Source organism: Streptomyces sp. NPDC058335 (genome assembly GCF_042723915.1).
Classification (GTDB): domain Bacteria; phylum Actinomycetota; class Actinomycetes; order Streptomycetales; family Streptomycetaceae; genus Streptomyces.
This window is the reverse complement of record NZ_JBHXHX010000003.1, coordinates 233,833-258,160: the sequence shown is the minus strand read 5'-3', so window position 1 is coordinate 258,160 and position 24,328 is coordinate 233,833. Positions and strand designations below refer to the sequence as shown.

Genomic DNA, 24,328 nt, shown 5'->3' with positions numbered 1-24,328 from the left:
AGCAGGACTATGCCTTGCGGTACGCCTCCGCCAGCCTGCGCACCACCTCTCCGTGGCGACCGGTGAGCAGTACGTGGTCGGCGTCCGGCGAGGGCAGCGGCGACGACCGCGACTGGCCATCATGACGAAGGCACGCACTGTGAGCGCCCCGCGAGGGGGCCTCGGGCGGCAGGGTGACGAGCAGGGCGGTTCTTGGCATGGACCTTCCCTCGGCTCTCTGGTTCACTCTGAACTCCCGCAGTTCACTCACGACTTAGATCACGCCGTGAGTTAACCAGCGCCCGCACACCCGTCAAGACGTCCCGTCAGGGAAGGGCGAGGCATCATGAGGAGTTCCCCCCACTGGGCCCGGCTGCTGCTGGCCGGGCTGCTCACCGCGGCCGGCCTCGGCGCCGCCGTACCCCCCGCGCAGGCGGCCGGCGAACAGGTCACCGCCTGGCTGACCACCACCGACGACACCGGCGGACGCCATGTCGTGCGCGGGCTCCAGCCGCAGACCCCGTTCGCCTTCCAGCCCGGCGCCGGCGGCACGGGCGACAACATCACCGTCGACGAGAACACCCGCTACCAGACCTTCACCGGCGGCGGCGCCTCCTTCACCGACACCGCGGCCTGGCTGATGAACAGCAGCGGCGCCCTCACCCCGGCGACGCGGGACGCGACCATGCGCAAGCTGTTCTCGCCGACGGAGGGCATCGGGCTGTCGTTCCTGCGCAATCCGATGGGCGGCTCGGACCTGGCCCGGTTCGGATACACCTACGACGACCTGCCCGCCGGGCAGACCGACCCGGAGCTGGCGCGGTTCTCCCTCGCGCACGACCTGGCGGACGTACTGCCGCTGACCAGACAGGCCCGTCAGCTGAACCCGGACCTGACCGTGATGGCCTCGCCGTGGACCGCGCCCGCCTGGATGAAGGACAGCGGGCAGCTCAACGGCGGCTGGCTGAAGGCCGAGCACTACGGCGCCTACGCGTCGTACTTCGTGAAGTACCTCCAGGCCTACCGGGACCAGGGTGTACCCGTCGCGTACGTCACCGCGCAGAACGAGCCGACGTGCTGCTCGGGCTATCCGTCGATGAGCTGGAACGCGTCCGGGCTCGCGTACTTCACCAGGAGCGAGCTGCTGCCGAAGCTCGCCGCGGCCGGGCTGCCGACGAAGGTGCTGGCGCACGACTGGAACTGGGACACCTACGACGCCTACGCGGCGCAGACGGTGGACGACGCGGCGGTCCGCGCTCACCCCAACTTCGGCGGGATCGCCTGGCACGGCTATGGCGGCGACGTCGCCAAGCAGACGGCCGTCCACCATCAGTACCCGCAACTGGACGCCTTCGGCACCGAGCACTCGGGGGGCACCTGGATCGCCGACCAGCAGCGCGAGGACATGCTGAACATCATCGACTACACCCGCAACTGGGCGAGGTCGGTGACGAAGTGGTCGCTGGCCGTGGACCAGAACCGGGGACCGCACAACGGCGGCTGCGGCACCTGCGACGGCCTGGTCACCGTCCACAACGGGGACTCCCGGCACGGGCAGGTCGACTACACCGTCGAGTACTACACGATGGGCCACCTGACCAAGTTCGTCCGGCCGGGCGCGCAGCGGATCGCGTCGACGGCGTCGACGGCCGTGCCGAACGTGGCCTGGCGCAACCCGGACGGTTCGAAGGCCCTGATCGCCTACAACGGCTCCACCTCGGCCCGCACGGTCACCGTCAACTGGGGCTCGCAGCACGCCACTTACTCATTGCCGGGCCGGACGTCGGCGACGTTCACCTGGTCGGGCACCCAGTCGAGCGACGGCGCCGCCGCCGGCTCCTTCGTCGGCCTCGCGGGCAAGTGCCTGGACGTGGCGGGCGGTGCCGACGCCAACGGCACCGCCGTGCAGCTCTACGACTGCAACGGTACGGCGGCCCAGCGGTGGACGGTCCAGCCGGACGGCTCCGTCCAGTCCCTCGGCAAGTGCCTGGACGTGACGTCGGGGTCCACGGCCGACGGCGCCAAGGTGCAGCTCTACGACTGCAACGGCTCGGGTGCGCAGCGGTGGACGTACAACGCGTCCACCGGGGACGTGGTGAACACCGCCGCGGGCAAGTGCCTCGACGTGACGGACAACTCGTCCGTCAACGGCGCCCGAGCCCAGACCTGGAGCTGCACGGGCGCCGCCAACCAGAAGTGGACCTTGCGGTGATTCAGCTGATTCCGGTGACTCCGGCCTGTTCGGCCGGGGTCACCCCCGCCCGCAGCAGTCCGTAGGTGTAGGCGTCCTCCAGGGCCTGCCAGGACGCGGCGATCACGTTCTCGGCGACGCCCACCGTGGACCACTCGCCGCTGCCGTCGGTGGTGGAGATGAGGACGCGGGTCGTGGACTGGGTGCCGTGGACGCCCTCCAGGATGCGGACCTTGTAGTCCACCAGGTCGAGCTTGGCGAGCTGGGGGTAGATCTTCTCCAGGGCCACGCGCAGGGACCGGTCGAGGGCGTTGACCGGGCCGTTGCCCTCGGCGGTGGCGACGATGCGCTCGCCCTTGGCCCACAGTTTGACGGTGGCCTCGTTGGCGTGGCTGCCGTCGGGACGGTCCTCGACGATGGCCCGCCAGGACTCGACCTCGAAGTACTTCAGGGGCCGGCCCTCGACCTCGGCGCGCAGCAGCAGCTCGAAGCTGGCGTCGGCCGCCTCGTAGGTGTAGCCCTTCAGTTCGCGTTCCTTGACCCGGTCGACGACCCGGCCGACCAGCTCGCGGTCGCCGCCGAGGTCGATGCCGAGTTCCTTGCCCTTCAGCTCGATCGAGGCGCGGCCCGCCATGTCGGAGACCAGCATCCGCATGGTGTTGCCGACCAGCTCGGGATCGATGTGCTGGTACAGGTCCGGGTCGACCTTGATCGCGGAGGCGTGCAGGCCCGCCTTGTGGGCGAAGGCGGATACACCGACGTACGGCTGGTGCGTGGAGGGCGTGAGGTTGACGACCTCCGCGATGGCGTGCGAGATGCGGGTCATCTCGCGCAGCCGTCCCTCCGGCAGCACCTTCTTGCCGTACTTCAGCTCCAGGGCGGCGACGACCGGGAACAGGTTGGCGTTGCCGACGCGCTCGCCGTAGCCGTTGGCGGTGCACTGCACGTGGGTGGCGCCCGCGTCGACGGCGGCGAGGGTGTTGGCGACCGCGCAACCGGTGTCGTCCTGGGTGTGGATGCCGAGGCGGGCGCCGGTGTCGGCGAGGACGGTGGAGACGACGGCCTGGATCTGCGCGGGGAGCATGCCGCCGTTGGTGTCGCAGAGGACGACCACGTCGGCGCCGGCCTCAGCGGCGGCACGGACGACGGCCTTGGCGTACTCGGGGTTCGCGCGGTAGCCGTCGAAGAAGTGCTCGCAGTCGACGAAGACGCGGCGTCCCTGGGCCTTCAGGAAGGACACCGTGTCGCTGACCATCGCCAGGTTCTCGTCGAGCGTGGTGCGCAGGGCCAGCTCCACGTGCCGGTCGTGCGACTTGGCCACCAGCGTGATCACGTCGGTGCCCGCGTCGAGAAGGGCCTTGACCTGCGGGTCCTCCGAGGCCTTGGCGCCGGCCCGGCGGGTGGCGCCGAAGGCGACGAGCTTGGCGTGCTGGAAGTCGATCTCCTGCCGCGCGCGGGCGAAGAACTCGGTGTCGCGCGGGTTGGCGCCGGGCCAGCCGCCCTCGATGAAGCCGACGCCGAACTCGTCCAGGTGCCGTGCGATCGCGAGCTTGTCGGCGACCGTGAGGTTGATGCCCTCGCGCTGGGCGCCGTCGCGCAGGGTGGTGTCGAAGACGTGGAACGAGTCGTCGAGCTCGCTGGTTTCCGTCATGGTCTCAAGGCTCCTGTTTTGGATCTCGGTCTACCGGAATGACCGGCTCCACCGTCCCCCCATGGTCCCTCGCGCTTGTCTCCCGGCTGAAGGTGGGCCAGGAAAACGAAAAACCCCTCGCGGGTAGCGAGAGGTCTGCGCGCGGGTCGAGGACACGATGGCCGCCCGTACCTGGTCGTACGTGGCGGTCACTGCGGACCGGCGCGCCTGCTGCCAATAATCGTGGCGAACGAGAGCACGACGGGAGTCTGACACAGGGCGGCCCGGTGGTCACCGACTGTCTCAGGATGCGAGCAGGGCGTCCGTCACGAACTCCGTCACATGCCCGATGACCTGCTCGCGGTCGGTGCCGCGCAGCCCGATCGCCACATGGATGGAGAAGCCGTCGAGCAGCGCCCGCAGCCGGGCGGCGAAGCGGTCGGGGTCGACCGGGCGGAACTCGCCGCGCGAGACGCCCTCGGCGAGCAGCGCCACGAGGTCGCGGTGCCAGGCGCCCTCGATGGCCGCCTGCCGGTCGCGGGCGTCCGCGTCGGCGGCAGCGCTCTGCGAGCGGTTCCAGACCTCCAGCCACAGGGTCCAGTGCGGGTCGCGGTGGCCGTCGGGGACGTACAGGTCGACGTAGGCGTCCAGCCGGTCGCGGGCGGTGGCCGGGCCGGTCAGCAGCCGGCCGCGCTCGGCGCCGAGGCGGCCCTCGCTCCACTCCAGGGCCTGGAGGAGGAGTTCGTCCTTCGAGCGGAAGTAGTAGAGGAGGTGCCCGCTGCTCATCCCGACCTCGCGCCCGAGCGCGGCCATGGTGAGCTTCTCCAGGCCGCGCTCGGCGATCATCGCCATGGCGGCGGCGAGGACGTCCGCGCGGGGCGGGGCGTGTCTGCGCTCACGTGCCGCACCGGCCATCGGGGCTCCTCCATGTCTTCTAGACCTTCGGCTGCTGTTGGGTGATGCAGTGGATGCCACCGCCACCGGCAAAGATCGTACGGGCGTCGACCAGCGTCACCGTGCGGTCCGGGAACAGCCGGCGGAAGATGCCCGCGGCGATCTCGTCGCGCGGGTCGTCGAAGCCGCACAGGACGACCCCGCCGTTGCAGAGGTAGTGGTTGATGTAGGAGTAGTCGGCCCAGTGGCCGTCCGCCTCCAGGACGGTGGGCGCCGGCACCTCGACGACCTCCACGCGGCGGCCCCGCGCGTCGGTCTGCGACTTCAGCAGGCCGATGACCTCCTTCGTCACCTCGTGGTCCGGGTGCGCCGGGTCCGGCTGGTGGTGGGCCACGACCACACCGGGCCGGGCGAACGCGGCGACGATGTCCACATGACCCAGGGTGCCGAAGCCGTGTGGCGGGTAGTCGCCGGTGAGGCCACGCGGCAGCCAGATCGCCTTGCGGGTGCCGAGCTGGGCATGGATCTCCGCCTCGACCTCCTCCTTCGACCAGTGCGGGTTGCGCTCCGGGCCGAGTTGCACGGTCTCCGTCAGCAGCACCGTCCCCTCGCCGTCGACGTGGATCGCCCCGCCCTCGTTGACCAGCTTCGAGGCGTACGTCCTGGCCTCCGCGAGGTCCGAGACGTACGCGGCGATCTTCGCGTCGTGTTCCCAGCGGGCCCAGTGCTGGGCGCCCCAGCCGTTGAAGGTCCAGTCCACGGCGGCCAGTTCACGGCCGTTCGTGAGGAAGGTGGGGCCGATGTCGCGCATCCACGCGTCGTCGAGTTCCCGCTCGACGGTGTCGATGCCCGGACCCAGCAGCTCCCGTGCGTCCGCCGACCGCCCCGGTCCGCACACCACCGTCACCGGCTCGAAGCGGCGGACCGTACGGGCGACGGCGGCCCAGGCGGTGCGGGAGGCGGCGAGGTCCTCGGGGTCGTCGAACGTGGGGTTGGGGCCGGGCCACGCCATCCAGGTGCGCTCGTGCGGGGTCCATTCGGCGGGCATCCGGAAGCCGTCGGCGGCAGCCTTGCTCATCGGGCAGGTCCTTACAGGAAGTAGAGGCGGTTGAGGGAGACGGAATCGGCCGGCTCCGAGCGGACCGGCTCTCCGTCGAGGGTGACCAGGCCGGTGCGCTGGTCGACGTCCACCGCTCCGGTACGGGAGTTGAGCCGCAGGTCGGCGGGGCCGATGCCGCGGGTGCCGCGGACGGCGACCCTGCGGCGCCGGGTCGGCATCGTGTCGTTGCCCTGGTCCAGCGCGGCCCGCGCGACGAAGGCCACCGAGAGGTCGGCGGGCGTGGCGCCGTACGCGCCGAACTGCGGTCCCAGGACGAGCGGTTCGCAGGTGTCGGTGGCCGCGTTGGGGTCACCGACGACGCCGTACGCCGGGAAGCCCGACTTGAGGACGAGCTGCGGCTTGGCCCCGAAGTACTCGGGACGCCACAGCACGATGTCGGCGAGTTTGCCGGTCTCGATGGAGCCGACCTCGTGCGACAGCCCGTGCGCGATGGCCGGGTTGATCGTCAGCTTGGCGATGTAGCGCAGGACGCGTTCGTTGTCGTGCTCGTCCGGGGCGCCGAACTCGGCTTTCATCTTCCCGGCCATGGCGAACGTACGGCGGACGGTCTCGCCCGCGCGGCCCATGCCCTGCGCGTCGGAGGAGGTGATGCCGATCGCGCCCAGGTCGTGCAGGACGTCCTCGGCGCCCATGGTTCCGGCACGGATGCGGTCGCGGGCCATGGCGGCGTCGCCGGGCAGGTCGGTCTTCAGGTCGTGGACGGAGACGATCATGCCGTAGTGCTCGGCGACCGCGTCCCGGCCGAAGGGCAGGGTGGGGTTGGTGGAGGAGCCGATGACGTTCGCGACGCCCGCCATCTTCAGCACGTTCGGCACGTGTCCGCCGCCGCAGCCCTCGATGTGGAAGGCGTGGATCGTGCGGCCCTCCAGCACGCGCAGGGTGTCCTCGACGGACAGGCACTCGTTCAGACCGTCACTGTGCAGGGCGACTTGGACGTCGTGCTCCTCGGCGACCCGCAACGCCGTGTCCAGCGCGCGGGTGTGGGCGCCCATGTCCTCGTGGACCTTGAAGCCGGACGCGCCGCCCTCGGCGAGCGCCTCGACGAGGGGTGCCGCGGAGGAGGACGAACCCCGGCCGAGGAAACCGATGTTGACCGGCCAGGCGTCGAAGGCGTTGAACGCGTGTCGCAGCGCCCAGGGCGAGTTGACGCCCACGCCCCACACCGGTCCGAACTCCTGCCCGATGACCGTGGTCACTCCGGAGGCCAGCGAGGCCTCCATGATCCGCGGCGACAGCAGGTGGACATGCGTGTCGACGGCACCGGCGGTGGCGATCAGCCCTTCGCCGGACACGATGGAGGTCCCCGTGCCGACGACCACGTCGACCCCGTCGAGGGTGTCGGGGTTCCCGGCCCGCCCGATCGAGCAGATCCGCCCCTCGCGGATGCCGATGGACACCTTCCGGATGCCCTGCACGGCGTCGATCACGACGACATTGCTGATCACGACATCACAGGTGTCGCGCACCGCGGCGGCCTTGAGATGCAGTCCGTCGCGGGCGGTCTTGCCGAACCCGGCGAGGAACTCGTCGCCGGGGCGCTGGGAGTCGGACTCGACGCGGATCACCAGCCCGGAGTCGCCGAGCCGGACGCGGTCGCCTGCGCGCGGGCCGTGCGTGGCGGCGTACTCGAACGGATTCACGACGTGGCTCCCTCGGTCTCGGCACCCTCGGTCCAGGGCGCCTGGGTCTCGGCTGCCTCGATCCCGGCTGCCTCGGTCCCGACACCCGGCGCCACGGCGCCCTCGGTCCCGACACCCGGCGCCGCGGCGCCCAGGTATCCGCAGGCGGCGGCCCTGCGCAGGGCTTCCTCCCGTGCGCCCGGCGCGTCCAGCGGCCCGTCGACCAGTCCGGCGAAGCCGATCGCGATCCGGTCGCCCCCGATGGGGACCAGCCCGACCTCGCCGCGCTCGCCCGGACCGAAGCGGACGGAGGACCCGGCGGGGACGGCGAGTCGCATGCCGTAGGCGGCCGAGCGGTCGAAGTCGAGGCGGGGGTTGGCCTCGAAGAAGTGGAAGTGCGAGGTGACGGAGACGGGCACGGCGGCGGTGTTGGTGACCGTCAGCCGGACCGCCGCCGCGGGCTCGGCGTGCTCGGGCCCCGGCAGCAGCGCGCCGGGGGCCCCGGCGCCGAGGCCGCCCCCGATCGGATCGGAGACCACGGCGAGCCGGGACCCGTCCTCGAAGACGGCCTCGACGTGTACCTCCGTGACGATGTCGGCGACGCCCGGCAGCACGTCGTCGGGGCCGAGGGCCGTACGGGCGCGCTCGATCGCCTCGGCGAGCCTGGCACCGTCGCGGGCGGCCTCGCAGACGGTGTCCGCGATCAGCGCGGTCGCCTCGGGCACGTTCAGCCGGAGGCCGCGGGCGCGGCGGGCGCGGGCCAGCTCGGCGGCACCGAACAGCAGCAGCCGGTCACGTTCCGTCGGGGTCAGTCGCACGCCGGACACCTCCTCGCATTCCTCAGTTTAGAGCGTCGTTCTAAGTCAGTTTAGCCATGAGACGGAGAGGTGGGGAAGCGGTGCCGGGCGGTCTGGGGACATCTCACATCGAGTGCCGCTCTAAGCGTGACGCCGGCACGTGAAAGGGCCGCCCCGGACAAGAAGTCCGGGACGGCCCTTTCGTGTACCGGGTGGGACCTAGCCGATCTCGTGCATCCAGCCGTGCCGGTCCTCGGCCTTTCCGCGCTGGATGTCGAGGAGCGCCTCGCGCAGCTGCACGGTGACCGGGCCGGGCTCGCCGCCGGAGTGCTGCCACTCGCCGCCGGCGCGCTTCACGGTGCCGACGGGGGTGATGACCGCGGCCGTACCGCAGGCGAAGACCTCCGTGAGGGTGCCGTCGGCGGCGTCGGCCTGCCACTGCTCGAGGGAGACGCGGCTCTCCTCGGACCGGAGGCCGAGGTCGCGGGCGACCTGGAGGAGGGAGTCCCGGGTGACGCCCTCCAGGATGGAGCCGGTGAGGGTGGGTGTGACGATCTTGTCGCCGTACACGAAGTACAGGTTCATGCCGCCGAGTTCCTCGATCCAGCGGTGCTCGACCGCGTCGAGGTAGCAGACCTGGTCGCAGCCCTTGGCGGCGGCCTCGGCCTGGGCGAGCAGGGAGGCCGCGTAGTTGCCGCCCGTCTTGGCGTCGCCCATGCCGCCGGGGACGGCGCGGACCCGGTCCTCGGAGACCCAGATGGAGACCGGCTTCACGCCGCCGGCGAAGTAGGCGCCGGCCGGGGAGGCGATGACGAGGAAGAGGTACTCGTTGGCCGGCTTCACGCCCAGGCCGACCTCGGTCGCGATCATGAAGGGGCGCAGGTAGAGGGACTCCTCGCCGCCGTGCGCGGGCACCCAGTCCTGGTCCTGGCGGATCAGCGCGTCGCAGGCCTCGACGAACGTCTCGACCGGCAGCTCGGGCATGGCGAGGCGGCGGGCGGAGCGCTGGAAGCGCTTGGCGTTCTGGTCCGGTCGGAAGGTGGCCACGGAGCCGTCGGGGCGGCGGTAGGCCTTGAGGCCCTCGAAGATCTCCTGGGCGTAGTGCAGGACGTTGGTCGCCGGGTCGAGCGGGATCGGCGCGTACGGAACGAGCTGGCCGTCGTGCCAGCCGCGGCCCTCGGTCCACTTGATCGTCACCATGTGGTCGGTGAAGTGGCGGCCGAACCCGGGGTTCGCCAGGATCGCCGTGCGCTCGGCGTCGGAGAGCGGGCTGGCGGAGGGCTTGAGCTCGATCGTGGGCGTCGTCATGAGTGGTTGTCCTTCACCGGTGTTGTAGTGACGGGCCGCTTTCGTTCCTGTACGCCCAGTGCTGGGACGTCCGAGCATTCCCTCATTCCGCGGCTCCGCGTTCGATTATCGCGCGGGATCGGCGGTGGAAGAAACAGGGTGGAAGGCGGCCCAGGGTCGATGGTGGCACCGGGCGGGGGACATGCGAAAGCCGCCGGGTACGGATGCGACCCGGCGGCTTCGAATGGTTTCGAGGTGGCGCGGGCGTCAGCCGGCTACTCGTACGGCGAGCGCGTCGCCGATCTCGGTGGTGGAGCGGGTCGGCTTGCCCGTGCGCTCCGCGAGGTCGGCGGAGACCGCGTCCTCGATGCGGGCGGCCTCGGACTCGTAGCCGAGGTGACGCAGCAGGAGGCCGACGGACAGGACCGTGGCGGTGGGGTCGGCCTTGCCCTGGCCCGCGATGTCCGGGGCCGAGCCGTGCACGGGCTCGAACATGGACGGGAAGTCGCCGGAGGGGTTGATGTTGCCGCTCGCGGCGACGCCGATGCCGCCGGAGACGGCCGCGGCGAGGTCGGTGATGATGTCGCCGAAGAGGTTGTCGGTGACGATCACGTCGAAGCGCTCGGGCTGGGTGACCAGGTAGATGGTCGCCGCGTCCACGTGCATGTACTCGGTGGTGACCTCGGGGAACTCCTCGGCCACCTTGTTGAAGACGTTGGTCCACAGGTGACCCGCGAAGGTCAGCACGTTGTTCTTGTGGATCAGCGCGAGCTTCTTGCGGGGGCGGGCCTGGGCACGGGCGAAGGCGTCCCGCACGACGCGCTCGACACCGAAGGCCGTGTTCACGGAGACCTCGGTGGCGACCTCGTGCTCGGTGCCCTTGCGGATGGTGCCGCCGTTGCCGGTGTAGGGGCCCTCGGTGCCTTCGCGGACGACCACGAAGTCGATCGCGGGCTCGCCCTTGAGGGGAGTCTCCACACCCGGCAGCAGCTTGCTGGGCCGCAGGTTGACGTGGTGGTCGAAGGCGAAGCGGAGCTTGAGCAGGAAGCCGCGCTCCAGGACGCCGGAAGGCACCGACGGGTCGCCGATGGCGCCGAGCAGGATCGCGTCGTGCTTCTTCAGCGCGTCGAGGTCGGCGTCGGTGAGGGTCTCACCGGTGGCGTGGTAGCGCCGGGCGCCGAAGTCGAACTCCTTGGTCTCCAGCTTCACGTCCTGCGGAAGGACGGCGGAGAGGACCTTGAGACCCTCGGCCACGACCTCCTGGCCGATGCCGTCACCGGGGATCACTGCGAGATTGATGCTGCGAGACATGTGAGCACCCTACTCGGCGTCCCATGGGATGACATGGGCCGTCCGCGATACGGACACGACAGGTGGCCTGACAGGTGAACGGTCCGGGGTGGGGGGGGGGGGCCCCCGGAGCCCGAGGGGCCCCCCCCCCCCCCCCCGCCGGGGGGGGGGGGCCGGAACGGGGGTGGGGGCCCCCGACAACAACCCCTCAACACCCTCCCCCCACACCACACCCCGACAATCAAAAACCCCCCCCGGCGGGCCGCGGGCCGCCCCCGCCCCGCGCGCCGCCCCCCCCCCCCCACCCCGTGCGGGAGTGGCTCCCGGAACAGGGGATGAGCGACCCGGACTGCCGGTCGGTCAGTGGACTGCCGGTCGGTCAGTGGCCGGTCTCGCCGCCGTTGTCACGGCGGTCGAGGGCGCGCTGGAGGGCCGCGGCGGCGTTCTTGCGGTCGGACTCGCTCGTGCGGGAGATGTGGCGGACTCGGCGGCGGACAGTCGTCTCGGCCATGGGAAATCGACTCCATTCGAGAACCAGGGAGTGCGGCGGGGATTGCGAGACTCCCCCACTGCGTCAAGAGCGTGGGAGGTGCCCCCGGATGGGCCGGGGAGCGGTGCCCGCAGGGGTTGCCTGCGCGGGGCCCGGCTCACGACCGCCATTCGCTTGGTCGAGCGAGACGTTCGGCTCCTACAAAACTAAGGGAGGAGCCCGCGCCTGTCTCTACAATTACTCGGACTTCCTACTATCTGAGACGGCGCACCGCGTCACCCCGGGCTGACCTGCACTTCCGTAGGGGATCGCAGGTGGTCGGTGTGGACCCCTACCACCGCGAAACGATGGACGGTGACTTCGCGTCGAACGCGCCCCTGGAGGGGCGGACGCTCGGCCGGATCGTCGCCACCCACGACCCGGCCACGCTCCCGGAGGGCGGGGCGACGTCGTGTTCCACCGCCAGGGCTGGCGTACCCACTCGGTGGCCCGCCCGGAGGAGGTCGGACGGCTCCCCCACCACCCGGGGGTGCCGCTCTCGCCGTACCTGAGCGTCCTCGGTGGCACGGGCTCACGGCGTACGTCGGGCCGGCCCGGATCGCCCGGCTCCGCGAGGGCGACGACCTTGTCCTCTCCGCGGCGGCCGACGGCGTCGGCCCGGCCACGGGACGTTTCACCCGACTGCGATCCTGGTGCGCGCGGCCGGCTGAGCCGGTCGGTGGATCAGTGGATCGCCGTGGCGACCGTCTCCCGGAAGCCCTTCGGGTCCTCCGCCCACGGCAGGTGACCGGCGGTCGGCAGCGTCACCCGGCGCACCGCCGGAAGGGCCCGCTCCAGGGAGTCCACGGCCGAGCGCGGGCGGATGTCCCGCGCCCCGTCCACGATCACGACGGGTACGTCGAGGGACGCGCAGGCGGTGTACAGCGCGGGCGTTCCCCAGAGGCGCTTGCGTTCCTCGTTGAGGACCTTGCTGCACTCGGCGGCCACCCCGAACCAGGGGTCGGCCATCCGCCCGGCGTGTTCCAGGGCCCGCTCGCGGTCCTCGAACTCGACGGACCACTGGAGCACGGCACGCTCCCGCGCCTCCTCGTCGGTGAAGAGGCGGCGGCCGGTCAACTCCCGCCAGCGTGCGAGCCGTTCCGGATGCTCACCGAGCCGGGCGAGGAAGTTCTCCCGGTAGGCGGGGTGCCAGTCGGCGTCGGGCCCGATGCCGGTTCCGCTGACGTAGACCAGGGTGCTCACCCGCTCCGGGTGCGCGAGCGCGTAGCTCAACGCGAGCTGGGCGCCCCAGGAATGGCCGAGCAGCGCCGTCTTCGTCAGGCCGAAGCGGTCGCGTACGGCGTCCAGGTCGGCCACGAACCGTTCGGTCGTCCACGGACCGTCGCTGCGCTGCGAGCGCCCGCAGCCGCGCTGGTCCCAGCGGAACACGGCGGCCCGGTCGGTGAGTTCACCGCCGACGCCGTCGAACATGTCCCACAGGCCGGGCCCGCCGTGGCACAGCACCAGCGGCTCGCCCTCGCCCGCCCGTGCCGTCCAGAGCCGTGCCCCGTCGTCGGCCGTCACCTTCTCCTCGGTCCACGTCATACGGCCAGTCTGCCCGCCCGGACACGCCGACGGGCCAGGTCGGCGAAGACCTGGCCCGTCCGGGGTGCGGGGGCCGTCAGCCCATGTGCGGGTAGGTGTAGTCGGTCGGCGGGACCAACGTCTCCTTGATGGCGCGGGTCAGGGTCCAGCGCATCAGGTTCTGCGGGGCGCCCGCCTTGTCGTCGGTGCCGGAGGCCCGGCCACCGCCGAAGGGCTGCTGTCCGACCACGGCACCCGTCGACTTGTCGTTGATGTAGAAGTTGCCGGCCGCGTAGCGCAGCTTCTCCATCGTGTAGGCCGCCGCCGCACGGTCGCCCGCGATGACCGACCCGGTGAGGGCGTAGTCGGACACCGACTCCATCTGCGTCAGCATCTCGTCGTAGCGGTCGTCCTCGTAGACGTGCACGGCGAGGAACGGGCCGAAGTACTCGGTCGTGAAGACCTCGTTCTCCGGGTCGGTGCACTCGACGACGGTCGGGCGCACGAAGTAGCCCACCGAGTCGTCGTAGCTGCCGCCCGCGACGATCGTGCAGGCCGGGTCCGCCTTCGCGCGGTCGATCGCGGCCTTGTTCTTGGCGAAGGCCCGCTCGTCGATGACCGCGCCGAGGAAGTTCGACAGGTCGGTCACGTCGCCCATGGTGAGGTAGTCGACCTCGGCGGCGAACTCCTCCTTGAAACCGGAGTTCCAGATGGACGCCGGGATGTACGCGCGCGAGGTCGCCGAGCACTTCTGGCCCTGGTACTCGAAGGCGCCGCGGGTGAGGGCGGTCTTCAGCACGGCCGGGTCGGCGCTCGGGTGGGCGACGACGAAGTCCTTGCCGCCGGTCTCGCCGACCAGACGCGGGTAGGCGCGGTACTTCTCGATGTTGGTGCCGACGGTCTTCCACAGGTACTGGAAGGTCTTCGTCGAGCCGGTGAAGTGGATGCCGGCCAGGTCGCGGTGGACCAGGGCGACCTCGGAGACCTCGATGCCGTCGCCGGTGACGAGGTTGATGACGCCCTTGGGCAGCCCGGCCTCCTCCAGGAGCCGCATCAGCAGCACGGCGGCGTGGGTCTGGGTCGGGGACGGCTTCCAGACCACCACGTTGCCCATCAGCGCGGGCGCGGTGGGCAGGTTGCCCGCGATGGCCGTGAAGTTGAACGGCGTGATCGCGTAGACGAAGCCCTCCAGCGGACGGTGGTCCAGCCGGTTCCACACGCCCGGGGAGTTCGCCGGGGGCTGCTCGGCGAGGATCTGGCGGGCGTAGGCGACGTTGAAGCGCCAGAAGTCGACCAGTTCGCAGGGGGTGTCGATCTCGGCCTGCTGGGCGGTCTTCGACTGGCCCAGCATGGTGGAGGCCGCGAGGGTCTCGCGCCAGGGGCCGGCCAGCAGTTCGGCGGCGCGCAGGATGATCGCGGCACGGTCGTCGAAGGCCATCGCACGCCAGGCGGGCGCGGCGGCGAGGGCCGCGTCGATGGCGTCCTGCGCGTCCTGCCGGGTGGCGTTGGCGTAGGTGCCGAGGCGCGCCTTGTGGTTGTGCGGCTGCACGACGTCGAAGCGCTCGCCGCCGCCCATCCGCTTCTCGCCGCCGATGGTCATCGGCAGGTCGATCGGATTGTCGGCCAGCTCCTTGAGCCTGGCCTCCAGCCGGGCACGCTCGGGCGAACCGGGGGCGTAGCCGTGCACCGGCTCATTGACGGGGGTGGGGACCTGGGTCACAGCGTCCATGGTTTCCGTAACTCCTTCGTGAGCGGTGGTGGTTCAGCCCTTGGTGAGCATGCTTCGTACGAAGAACCGCGGGTTCGCCGGCTTCTCCGCCAGCCGGCGCATGCCGCGCCCTCCCGGGGGACAACCCCCGGACCCCCGGCCGAAACCGCGGCACAGCCTCGTCGCGTCAGCCATGGCTGATCACGCTCCGCAGGAAGAACCGCAGGTTCGCCGGCTTCTCCGCCAGGCGTCGCATGAAGTAGCCGTACCAGTCGGTGCCGTAGGCCGTGTAGACGCGCATGCGGTGGCCCTCCGCGGCCAGCCGCAGGTGTTCCTCGCCGCGGATGCCGTACAGCATCTGGAACTCGTACTCGTCGGGCTTGCGGCCGGCCTTGCGGGCCAGTTCCTGGGCGATGGAGATCAGGCGCGGGTCGTGGGAGCCGATCATCGGGTATCCCTCGCCCTCCATCAGCGTGCGCAGAACGCGGACGTACGCCTTGTCGATCTCGTGTTTCTGCTGGTAGGCGACCTCGGCGGGCTCCTTGTAGGCGCCCTTCACGAGGCGCACGCGGCTGCCGTCCCCGGCGAGGCGGCGGGCGTCGGCCTCGGTGCGGAAGAGGTAGGCCTGGATGACGCAGCCGGTCTGGGGGTGGTCCTTCCGCAGTTCCTCGTGGATGGCGAACATCGAGTCGAGGGTGGTGTGGTCCTCGGCGTCCAGGGTGACGGTCGTGCCGATGGCGGCGGCGGCCTCGACGACCGGGCGGACGTTGGCGAGGGCCAGCTCGTGGCCGCCCTCCAGCGCTTGGCCGAACATGGACAGCTTGACGGACATCTCGACGCGTTCGCCGAGCTGGAGCTCCGTGAGGCGGTCCACCAGCTCCAGGTAGGCGTTGCGGGCGGCGGCGGCCTGCTCGGGGGTGGTGATGTCCTCGCCGACGACGTCCATCGTCAGCTCCAGGCCCCGCCCGGTCAGCTCCTCGATGATCGGGACGATGTCGTCCACCGTCTCGCCGGGGATGAAGCGGTCCACGACCTGCTTCGTCACCGGGGCCGCCGAGATCAGGCGTCGCATCCGGTCGCTGCGCGACGCGGCGAGAATCACGGGACCCAGCACGGGGCACCTCCACATACCAACCCATACGAGGCCGCTTCCCGACGTTTCGGGAACGGCACGGAGAACCACCGTGAAACCTAAGGATCCCTCCGATCGTCGGCCATCGACAGCTGTCACGCATCCGTGCCGCAGATCTCAGACAGATGTATGAAGAGGCCGCGGGGATGCGGGAGAATGACCGGGTGACGGCGGATTTCAAGGGTGAGTACCAGGAACTGGTCGACGAGATCTCGGAGCTGCTCGGCGCCCCGGCGACCCTGGAGAACCGCGACTTCGAACTGATCGCCTTCGGCGCCTACGACAGTGAGGACGAGCTGGACGCCGCCGCGCTGGACCCGGTGCGCACCCGCTCGATCCTCGCCCGGCGTTCCACTCCGGCGGTCCGCACCTGGTTCGAGGGCTTCGGCATCACGCGGGCCACGGGTCCGGTCCGCATCCCGCCGGCCCCGGAGGCCGGCGTCCACCGGGGCCGCATCTGCCTCCCCGTGCGCCACCGCGGGGTCGTCCTCGGCTACGTCTGGCTGCTGGACGGCGGCCAGGGACCCTCGGACGCCCAGCTGGCGGGCGCGATGGAGGTGACGGGCCGGATCGGCGCGCTGCTCGCCGACGAGGCCCAGCACGGCGCCGACCTCACCCGCGAGCTGCGGGCGGTCCTGGCCGCCGACCGGGGCTGGCAGCGGGACATGGCGGTGGCGGAGCTGCGCACCGCGCTCGGCACCCGCGCGGACGGCCCTCATACGGTGGTGTGCGTGGCGCCCTGGCCGTCGGCCGACCCGGACGAGGCGCCGTCCCTGCGCACCCTGCCCGGCGCGGAGGCTCTGTGCACGGTGCCGTGGGGGGTGAGCGGCCAGTGCCTCGCCGTGCTGGTCCGGCTGCGCTCGACGGACACCCTGACCCCGGCGACCTCGGCGGCGGCGCGGTTGCTGGAGCGGACCGGCGGGGCGGGCGCGGCCGGGATCGCGGCGGGGCGGCCCGGCCTCGCGGAGCTGGGGCCCGCCTGGCAGGAGGCGTCGGCGGCGGCGCGGGCGGCACTGGCGGAGCCGCGCCTGGGCCCGACCGCCGAGTGGGCGTCGATCGGCCCCTACCGTCTGCTGACCTCGCTGCCGCCCGGCTCCGCCCAGGACCCCGCCGTACAGGCCCTGTCGACCCCCGCCCATCGTGAACTGGCCCGCACCGCCGAGGTGTACCTGGACTGTGCGGGTCAGGCGGGCCGTACGGCGGCGGAGTTGGGCATCCACCGGCAGACGCTGTACTACCGGCTGTCGCGGGTGGAGCAGCTGACGGGCCTGGACCTGGACGACGGCGAGGACCGGCTGCTGCTGCACATGGCGCTCAAGGCGCAGCGGCTCTGAGACCCGTGCCACCCACCGGCACGGCCCTTCGCTCACCGGCGCGACCCCGTCTACTGAAAACGATTGTCATCGTGTTACGGTCGGCGCACCCCTTGAACGTTTGACGACCCCTCTCCGGAGTGTTCCGTGCGCCTGCCCGCCCGCCGCCTGCTCCCCGTACCGGCCCTCGCGGCCGCCTCCGCGCTGCTCAGCGGCTGCTTCTCCGGTGACGGGACCACTGCCGGGTCCGGCGGCGCGGACGGAAAGCGGGTGCGGCTCGCGATGATGCAGCCGCCGCGCTCGGGCCTGTCCCCGCTGTCCGACGACGCCTTCAAGCTCTCGCGCTGGTCCACCGCCGAGACCCTGGTCAAGCTGGACGCGGCCGGTGACGCCCAGCCCGCGCTCGCCACCGGCTGGCAGCGCGACGGCCGGACCTGGAGGTTCGAGATACGCGACGGCGTCACCTTCCACGACGGCACGAAGCTCGACGCCGAGGCCGTCGTACGCTCCCTCACCCGGGCCGCCGGCGCCTCCCCCAAGCCCCGCATCCTGGACGGCGTCGAGCTGACCGCGAAGGCCGCCGACGCCGACACCGTCACCGTGACGACCGCCGCCGATGACCCGCTGGTCCCGCAGCGGCTCAGCTCGCCGCAGCTGGCGGTCCTCGCCGCGAAGGCGTACACGGGCAAGACCGTGAACCCGGTCGGCGCCGGCACCGGCCCCTTCGAACTGACGAAGGTCAACGGCACCTCGTCCGCCACCCTCGACCGCTACGACGCCTACTGGGGCGGCAAGGCGAAGGCCCCCGGCATCGACGTGCGGTTCGTGCCCGACGGCACCGCCCGTGCCGCCGCCCTGCGCAGCGGCGAGGCCGACATCGTCGAGGCGGTCCCCGTCTCCCAGGCCGCGCTGCTCGACGAGGACCTCGTCACCGAGGTGCCCATGCCGCGCACCAACACCCTGTACCTCAACACCGGGAAGGGCGCCTTCAAGGACGCCTCGCTGCGCGCCGCCGCCCGTGAGGCGATCGACGCCGAGTCGATCGTGAACGGCGTCTACGAGGGCCGCGCCGACGTCGCCGAGGGCCTGCTCGGCCCGGCGCTGCCGTGGGCGGCCGGGCTGCGCACACCGGTCACCCGGACGAAGGCGGGCGACCCGGCGGGGCGGACCGTCACCATCGGCACGTTCACCGACCGCGCCGAACTCCCCGAGGTCGCCGCCGCGCTGCAACAGCAGCTCCAGAAGGCGGGGTTCACGGTGAAGCTGGACGTGCGCGAGTACGCCAACATCGAATCCGACGCGCTGGCGGGCGAGTTCGACGCGTTCATCCTGTCCCGCGCGACCGTCCTCGACTCCGGTGACCCGGCCGCCTACCTCCACAGCGACTTCGCCTCCGACGGCTCCTTCAACATCGCCCAGCTCAAAGACCCCTCGGTGGACGCCCAGTTGAGGAAGGCAGGCGCGACGCCCGCCGGTGACGCCCGCCGCAAGGCCGTCATCGCCGCCGAGGCCGCCGTCCTCGCGACCGACGCCGCCGTGCCGATGCTGCACGAGCGGGTCATCCAGGGCGACGCGGCCGGGGTCGTCGGCGCCGCCCACGACCCGCGCGAGCGGGAACTCGTCACGGCCGCCACCCACGTCAAGTGAAACCCGCCGCCCGTCGGCTGTGGCCCGGCGCCGCCGGGTCGACCCGGTCCCTGTCCCTCCTCGCGGTCGTCGCCGCCGTCGGTCTGCTGCCCTGGCTGTCGGGCCGCGACCCCGCCCTGTCCGTCCTGCGGGCCCGCTCCGCCGAGCAGGAACCCACACGGGAGGCCCTGGACGCCGTACGCCGTGACCTCGGCCTGGACGCCGGTCCGCTGTCCCTGCTGGGCGGCTGGGCGGCCGGCCTGGTCCGCGGCGACCTCGGGCTCTCCTGGGTGTCCGGCACCGACGTGGGGCCCTCCGTACTGGCCGGGCTCCAGGTGTCGCTGGCCCTGATGGGCGCGGCGTTCGGCGTGGCGGTGCTGCTCGGCGTCGCGCTCGTCGCACCGGTGCTGGCGCGCGGGCGGGCGTCGGCCGGCGCCGGCGCCGCGATGCTGGCGGCCGTGCCGGAGTTCCTGCTGGCCACGGTCGGGCTGCTGGTGTGCGGGGTGTGGCTGGGCTGGCTGCCGACGTCCGGCTGGAACGGCCCCTCGTCCATGGTGCTGCCCGCCGTCGCGCTCGGCGTCCCGGCGGGCGGTCTGCTCGGCCGCCTCGTCGCGGACGCGCTGCCGGCCGTCCTGGAGGAGCGGTGGGTCGAGCTGTGGCGGGGCGCCGGAGTGAGCCGCGCCCGCGTCTCGGCCGCCGCGCTGCGCCGCGTACTCCCGCCCCTGGTCCCGCAGTTCGGTATGGCCGCGGTCGGTCTGACCGGTGGCGCGGTCGCCGTGGAGACGGTGTTCGCGGTCCCCGGCATCGGCCGTACGGCGCTGGGGGCGGCCAAGTCGCAGGACCTGCCGCTGCTCCAGGGCGCGGTCCTGGCCCTGCTGCTCCTCGGCCTGGCCACCGGCGCGCTGTCGGCTCTCGTACGGCGGCGGCTCCTGGGCCCCGCCCTGCGGGACGCCTCGCTGGCGCTGCCGCCCCCGCTGCCGGTCCGCGCCCATCCCGCGATCCCGCTGACCCTGGCCACGCTGCTCGCCACGGCGATCGGCTGGGGCCTGCTGCGCGACCCGTACGCGGTGGACACGGCGGCCCGACTGGCCCCGCCTTCCTGGGCGCATCCGCTCGGCAGCGACGGACTCGGCCGGGACGTCCTGGCCCGCCTCGGACACGGCGCCGCGTCGACGGTCGGCACGGCGGCGGCCGTCTGTCTGCTCAGCCTGGTGCTCTCCCTCGCGCTGGGCTTCCTGCCCGGGGTCGCGGCCGGGGCGGCGGACATCGCCAATGCGCTGCCCCCGGTGATCGTCGGCATCCTGGTCGCGGCCGTCTCGGGCCCCGGCACCGGTGGAGCGGCCCTCGCGGTCGCGCTGATCTCCTGGCCGCCACTGGCCGCACACGCGGCGGCGCTGGTGCAGGAGGTGCGGGCGTCGGGGTTCCTCACCGCCCAACGGGCCATCGGCGCGCCCCCGTCGTGGATCCTCACCCGGCACGTCCTGCCCACGGTGGCCGCGCCCGTCGCCCGGCACGCCCTCCTCCGCCTGCCCGGCATCGCCCTCGCCCTGGCCTCCCTGGGCTTCCTCGGCCTCGGTGCCCAGCCTCCGGCCCCCGAGTGGGGGCTCCTCCTGGACGAGTCCCGCGCCTATGTGGAACGCGCCCCGTGGGCCGCCCTGTCCCCGGCGATCGCCCTGGCCCTGCTGGCGGGGCTGGCGGTGTCCGGGGCGGCGTACGCGCAGGGCGTCGCACCGAACTCCCGGAAAGGGGGCTCCCGGTGGAGTCTGAGGTGACGGAGGCGCCGCCGGTACGGCACACCGGCCTGCTCTCGGTCCGCGACCTCCGTGTCTCCTTCGGCGGCACCGAGGCCGTACGCGGTCTCTCCTTCGACGTCCGCCCCCGTGAAGTCCTCGCGCTGGTCGGGGAGTCGGGGGCGGGCAAGTCCCTCACCGCGCGGGCCCTGCTCGGGATGCTCCCGCGGGGCGCGACCATGAGCGGGCAGATCCGGCTGGACGGTTCCGCGGACCTCGCCGCCGCCCGCGGCCGCCGTGTCTCGCTCGTGCCGCAGGACGCCCTGTCCGCCCTCTCCCCCGTGCACCCCGTCGGCGACCAGCTCGCCGCCGCCGTACGGTCGCTGCACCGCGTCTCCCGCGCCGAAGCCCGTGCGCGTGCCGTCGCCGCGCTGGACCGGGTGGGCATCCCGGACGCCGCCCGGCGGGCGCGGGCGTATCCGCACGAGTACTCCGGCGGGATGCGCCAGCGGGCGGTGATCGCGATGGCGATGCTGGGCGAACCGGACCTGGTGGTCGCCGACGAGCCGACCACCGCGCTGGACGCCGAGCGCCGCGAGCAGGTGCTGCGGGTGCTCGCCGAACAGCGTGAGGCGGTCGGCGCCGCCCTGCTCCTCGTCACCCACGACCTGGACGTCGTACGCGACCACGCGGACCGCGTGCTGGTGATGTACGCGGGACGGATGAGCGAACTCGGCGCTGCGGCAGAGGTGTTGGACCGTCCGCGCGCCCCCTACACCGCCGGGCTCCTCGCCTCCCTCCCCCAGGACGGCGCCCGGCGCCGCAGGCTGCCCACCCTCCCCGGCACGCCCCCGGCGCCGGGCGCCCTGCCGCCCGGCTGCGCCTTCGCGCCCCGCTGCCCGCTGGCGGCGGACGTGTGCCGTATCGAGGAACCGGAGCCCCGGACGGTGGACGGGCGGCTCGTCGCCTGCCACCGGGCGGACGAAGTCCCCGCCGACACCGTCACGTTGTTCGGGGAAGGACGACCGGCATGACCGCACCACTGCTCGACGTGCGCGATCTCGTGGTCCGCTACGGGACCGTCACCGCCGTGGACGGCGTCTCCTTCGCCCTGGCGGCGGGCGAGACCCTCGCCCTCGACGGCCCGTCCGGCTGCGGCAAGTCGACAACGGCCCTGGCCGTTCTCCAGCTGCGCCGCCCCGACGCGGGCGAAGTCCGCTTCGAGGGCCGGGAGTTGACGACCCTCACCGAACGCGAGCTGCGTCCCCTGCGTCCCCGTATGCAGCCGGTCTTCCAGGACCCCTACGGCTCCCTCAACCCCCGCCACCGCATCCGCGACGCGGTGGCGGAACCCCTCAAGGTCCAGGGCCGCTGGACCGACGCCGACGGCCCCGCGCGCGTGGCCGGACTCCTCGACCGCGTCGGCCTCGACCCGTCGTACGGCGACCGCCGCCCCCACGAACTCTCCGGCGGGCAGTGCCAGCGCGCCGGCATCGCCCGCGCACTCGCCTCCGAGCCGCGCCTGCTGGTCCTCGACGAACCGGTGTCGGCCCTGGACCCGTCGGTCCGCGCGGGGGTCCTGAATTTGCTGGCCGACCTCCAGGACGACCTGGGCCTCGGCTATCTGTTCATCTGCCACGACCGGGCAGTGGTGCGGCACTTCGCGGACCGGGTGGTGCGGATGCGCGACGGGCGGGTCAGTCCTTCGTCGCCGCCGCGATGACCTGGCGCAGCCCCTCCGCGAGCTGGTCCGCCTCGGGGGCGGTCTTCGGATCGAAGGACCACTGCGCGATGAGGCCGGTCATCAGGGTCACGTAGAACAGGCCGACGGTGTCCGCGGTCTCGTCGGACACGTCCTCCTCGCGGCCGCCCATGAGCAGCGGGATCAGACCGCGTCCGGCCTCCCGCTGGGCCCGCGAGAGATGGTCGCGGACCTCGGGCAGCTTGTCGCCCATGACGAGGATCTCCATGCTGAGCCGCCACAGCGAGCCGGGCTCCCGCATGGTGCCGATGATGTTCGCCCAGACCGAGCGGAAACGTTCGAGCGAGCCGGGCTCCCCGGCGGGTCCCGCGCCGCCGTCCCCCTCGAAGGCGTCGCCCATCCCCTCGACCAGTGACACGTAGGCCTGCGCCAGGAGCGCGTCCTTCGAGCCGTAGTGGTAGCCGATCGAGGCCAGGTTGGTCCCCGACTCCTTGACGACGTCCCGCGCGGTGGTGCGCGCGAAGCCCTTCTCCAGCAGGCAGCGCTTGGCGCCCTCGAGCAGATCCTCACGGTGTCCCATGCGGTCAGCGTACCCCCGATCCATACAGCCGTCCTAGACGCATGACTTATACGTTCGTTCTAGACAGACGTATAAGACGCTCGTACAGTCACCGTCATGACGAACTCGACGAGCACCTCACCGGGCCTTCGCGCCGGGCGCCGCGAATGGACCGCCCTCGGCGTGCTGATGCTTCCGCTGCTCCTGGTCTCGATGGACGTCTCCGTCCTCTACTTCGCCGTGCCGGCGATCAGCGCCGATCTGGAGCCGACCGGCACCCAGCAGCTGTGGATCTTCGACATCTACGGCTTCGTCCTGGCGGGCCTGCTCATGACCATGGGCTCGCTGGGCGACCGCATCGGCCGCCGCCGACTGCTGCTGATCGGCGCGGCCGCGTTCGGCGCCGCCTCCCTCGCCGCGGCCTACGCCGACAGCGCCGAGACCCTGATCCTGGCCCGCGCGGTCCTCGGCATCGGCGGCGCGACCCTGATGCCGTCCACGATGGCGCTGATCCGCACGATGTTCACCGACGCCGGCCAGCGGGCCAAGGCGATCGCGCTGTGGTCCGGCGTGATGACGGCGGGCGTCGCTCTCGGCTCGGTGCTGAGCGGCGTGCTGGTCGAGTACTTCTGGTGGGGCTCGGTCTTCCTGGTCAACCTGCCCGCGATGGTCCTGCTGCTGGTCCTCGGCCCGACCCTGCTCCCCGAGTCACGCGACCCGGACCCCGGCCGCTTCGACTGGCCGAGCGTCCCCCTCTCGATGGCCGCCGTCCTCCCCGTGGTCTACGGCCTCAAGGAGATCCCCTCCGAGGGCTGGAACGTGCGCTACGTCCTCTCCGTCACCGTCGGCCTGCTGTTCGCGGCGCTGTTCGTCCACCGCCAGCGCACCTCGGCCTCCCCGATGATCTCCCCGGCCCTGTTCCGCGGCCGTGGCTTCGGCCCTGCCGTGGCCCTGAACCTGGTCTCCGCGTTCGGGATGATGGGCTCGGCCTACTTCACCACCCAGTACATCCAGTCGGTGCTCGACAAGAGCGCGCTGGAGGCGGCCCTGTGGGCCCTGCTCCCCTCGGTGCCGATCGGCGCCGCGGCCCCACTGGCGACCCAGCTCGTACAGAAGGGCGTGCACCGCGCCCACGTGGTCACGGCCGGCTTCGCGATCGCCGCGAGCGGCTACGGCATGCTGGCCCTGGCCGGCTCGGACGCGATGTGGCTGGTGCTGGCCGCGTGCGGGGTCCTCGCGTCCGGCATCGTGATGGTGATGTCCCAGATCATGGACCTCGCGCTGGGCACCGCCCCCGTGGAACGGGCGGGCACCGCGTCCTCCCTGATGGAGACCGGCACGGAGTTCGGCGGCGCCCTGGGCATGGCCGTCCTCGGCTCCATCGGCACGGCGGTCTACCGCCACGAGATGCCGTCGTCGGCCCCGGATGTCGCGAGGGAGACGCTGGGCGGGGCGCTGGCACTCGCCGATCAGGTGCCGGGACTGGCGACGGTGGCCCGGGAGGCGTTCACGAGCGGGATGAACGGGGCGGCGATCGCCGGGGCGGTGCTGCTGTTGGGGGCGGCGGTGCTGGCGGCGATCAGCCTGCGGCGGTTGCAGGTGCCAAAGTGCAAGAAAACGCCGGACGAGCATCTCAGCCCGTCCGGCGTTTGAGGACGAGGCCCGTTCGGGGCCGAAGCGGGGGTCTGGGGGCGGCAG

Annotated in this window: 19 protein-coding genes and 1 pseudogene; 8 read left to right on the top strand and 12 right to left on the bottom strand. The window is 72.2% G+C overall.

Features of this window, described 5'->3' with window-relative positions; all coding sequences use genetic code 11:
- Positions 1 to 325: 325 nt before the first annotated feature.
- Positions 326 to 2,191 (top strand): ricin-type beta-trefoil lectin domain protein, encoded by a 1,866-nt coding sequence (locus ACFWJX_RS06970; protein WP_383237975.1) that lies wholly within the window; start codon positions 326 to 328, stop codon positions 2,189 to 2,191.
- Between the two features lies 1 nt (position 2,192).
- On the opposite strand, the gene cimA is transcribed toward ACFWJX_RS06970, so the two are convergent.
- The 8 genes from cimA to ACFWJX_RS06930 all read right to left on the bottom strand — a co-directional run bounded on the left by cimA (position 2,193) and on the right by ACFWJX_RS06930 (position 11,318).
- Positions 2,193 to 3,821, bottom strand: coding sequence for a citramalate synthase (cimA, locus tag ACFWJX_RS06965; RefSeq protein WP_383237972.1), 1,629 nt, complete (start codon positions 3,819 to 3,821; stop codon positions 2,193 to 2,195).
- 282 nt (positions 3,822 to 4,103) lie between these two features.
- Entirely contained in the window at positions 4,104 to 4,715 is a 612-nt protein-coding gene (locus ACFWJX_RS06960) for a TetR/AcrR family transcriptional regulator (protein WP_383237970.1), read from the bottom strand.
- A 19-nt stretch (positions 4,716 to 4,734) separates the two neighbouring features.
- Positions 4,735 to 5,772, bottom strand: a complete 1,038-nt coding sequence (locus ACFWJX_RS06955) for an agmatine/peptidylarginine deiminase (protein ID WP_383237967.1) — start codon at positions 5,770 to 5,772, stop codon at positions 4,735 to 4,737.
- 11 nt (positions 5,773 to 5,783) lie between these two features.
- Positions 5,784 to 7,454: an urease subunit alpha gene (locus ACFWJX_RS06950; protein ID WP_383237964.1), complete on the bottom strand. Its 1,671-nt coding sequence runs from the start codon at positions 7,452 to 7,454 to the stop codon at positions 5,784 to 5,786.
- Complete coding sequence (gene ureA / locus ACFWJX_RS06945; RefSeq protein ID WP_383237961.1) at positions 7,451 to 8,251, bottom strand: urease subunit gamma; 801 nt, start codon at positions 8,249 to 8,251, stop codon at positions 7,451 to 7,453. Before ureA ends, ACFWJX_RS06950 begins: the two co-directional genes overlap by 4 nt.
- Positions 8,252 to 8,449: 198 nt before the next feature.
- Positions 8,450 to 9,538 carry a branched-chain amino acid aminotransferase gene (locus ACFWJX_RS06940; RefSeq protein ID WP_383237958.1) on the bottom strand — a complete coding sequence of 363 codons (1,089 nt, stop codon included), beginning with the start codon at positions 9,536 to 9,538 and terminating at the stop codon, positions 8,450 to 8,452.
- 246 nt (positions 9,539 to 9,784) lie between these two features.
- Positions 9,785 to 10,828, bottom strand: a complete 1,044-nt coding sequence (locus ACFWJX_RS06935) for a 3-isopropylmalate dehydrogenase (RefSeq protein WP_383237955.1) — start codon at positions 10,826 to 10,828, stop codon at positions 9,785 to 9,787.
- A 358-nt stretch (positions 10,829 to 11,186) separates the two neighbouring features.
- Entirely contained in the window at positions 11,187 to 11,318 is a 132-nt protein-coding gene (locus ACFWJX_RS06930) for a hypothetical protein (protein WP_099935881.1), read from the bottom strand.
- A gap of 302 nt (positions 11,319 to 11,620) precedes the next feature.
- On the opposite strand from ACFWJX_RS06930, the pseudogene ACFWJX_RS06925 reads away from it, so the two are divergent.
- Positions 11,621 to 11,981, top strand: a pseudogene (locus ACFWJX_RS06925) (NADP-dependent oxidoreductase); the annotation flags it as partial.
- Positions 11,982 to 12,020: 39 nt separating this feature from the next.
- On the opposite strand, the gene ACFWJX_RS06920 reads toward ACFWJX_RS06925, so the two are convergent.
- From ACFWJX_RS06920 to ACFWJX_RS06910, 3 genes are all read right to left on the bottom strand, one after another.
- Entirely contained in the window at positions 12,021 to 12,881 is an 861-nt protein-coding gene (locus ACFWJX_RS06920) for an alpha/beta fold hydrolase (protein ID WP_383237953.1), read from the bottom strand.
- A 76-nt stretch (positions 12,882 to 12,957) separates the two neighbouring features.
- Positions 12,958 to 14,589, bottom strand: coding sequence for an L-glutamate gamma-semialdehyde dehydrogenase (gene pruA / locus ACFWJX_RS06915; protein ID WP_383237950.1), 1,632 nt, complete (start codon positions 14,587 to 14,589; stop codon positions 12,958 to 12,960).
- A gap of 166 nt (positions 14,590 to 14,755) precedes the next feature.
- Positions 14,756 to 15,682: a proline dehydrogenase family protein gene (locus tag ACFWJX_RS06910; protein ID WP_383237947.1), complete on the bottom strand. Its 927-nt coding sequence runs from the start codon at positions 15,680 to 15,682 to the stop codon at positions 14,756 to 14,758.
- Positions 15,683 to 15,846: 164 nt separating this feature from the next.
- Between ACFWJX_RS06910 and ACFWJX_RS06905 the strand changes: the two genes are divergently transcribed.
- The 5 genes from ACFWJX_RS06905 to ACFWJX_RS06885 all read left to right on the top strand — a co-directional run bounded on the left by ACFWJX_RS06905 (position 15,847) and on the right by ACFWJX_RS06885 (position 22,092).
- Entirely contained in the window at positions 15,847 to 17,034 is a 1,188-nt protein-coding gene (locus ACFWJX_RS06905; RefSeq protein ID WP_383237944.1) for a PucR family transcriptional regulator, read from the top strand.
- Positions 17,035 to 17,160: 126 nt separating this feature from the next.
- Complete coding sequence (locus ACFWJX_RS06900) at positions 17,161 to 18,660, top strand: ABC transporter substrate-binding protein (RefSeq protein WP_383237942.1); 1,500 nt, start codon at positions 17,161 to 17,163, stop codon at positions 18,658 to 18,660.
- Entirely contained in the window at positions 18,657 to 20,411 is a 1,755-nt protein-coding gene (locus ACFWJX_RS06895; protein ID WP_383237939.1) for an ABC transporter permease subunit, read from the top strand. Before ACFWJX_RS06900 ends, ACFWJX_RS06895 begins: the two co-directional genes overlap by 4 nt.
- Positions 20,396 to 21,403 carry an ABC transporter ATP-binding protein gene (locus ACFWJX_RS06890; RefSeq protein ID WP_383237936.1) on the top strand — a complete coding sequence of 336 codons (1,008 nt, stop codon included), beginning with the start codon at positions 20,396 to 20,398 and terminating at the stop codon, positions 21,401 to 21,403. The genes ACFWJX_RS06895 and ACFWJX_RS06890 overlap by 16 nt, the downstream gene beginning before the upstream one ends.
- On the top strand, positions 21,400 to 22,092 hold the full coding sequence (locus ACFWJX_RS06885; protein WP_383237933.1) for an ATP-binding cassette domain-containing protein: 693 nt from the start codon (positions 21,400 to 21,402) through the stop codon (positions 22,090 to 22,092). The genes ACFWJX_RS06890 and ACFWJX_RS06885 overlap by 4 nt, the downstream gene beginning before the upstream one ends.
- Here ACFWJX_RS06885 and ACFWJX_RS06880 read toward each other — a convergent pair.
- Positions 22,067 to 22,651, bottom strand: coding sequence for a TetR/AcrR family transcriptional regulator (locus ACFWJX_RS06880; RefSeq protein ID WP_383237931.1), 585 nt, complete (start codon positions 22,649 to 22,651; stop codon positions 22,067 to 22,069). The genes ACFWJX_RS06885 and ACFWJX_RS06880 overlap by 26 nt on opposite strands.
- Positions 22,652 to 22,747: 96 nt before the next feature.
- Here ACFWJX_RS06880 and ACFWJX_RS06875 point away from each other — a divergent pair, with 96 nt between their 5' ends.
- The gene (locus ACFWJX_RS06875; RefSeq protein WP_383237928.1) at positions 22,748 to 24,283 is read left to right on the top strand and encodes an MFS transporter; all 1,536 of its coding nucleotides are present in this window, start codon (positions 22,748 to 22,750) and stop codon (positions 24,281 to 24,283) included.
- The last annotated feature ends 45 nt before the right edge of the window (positions 24,284 to 24,328 follow it).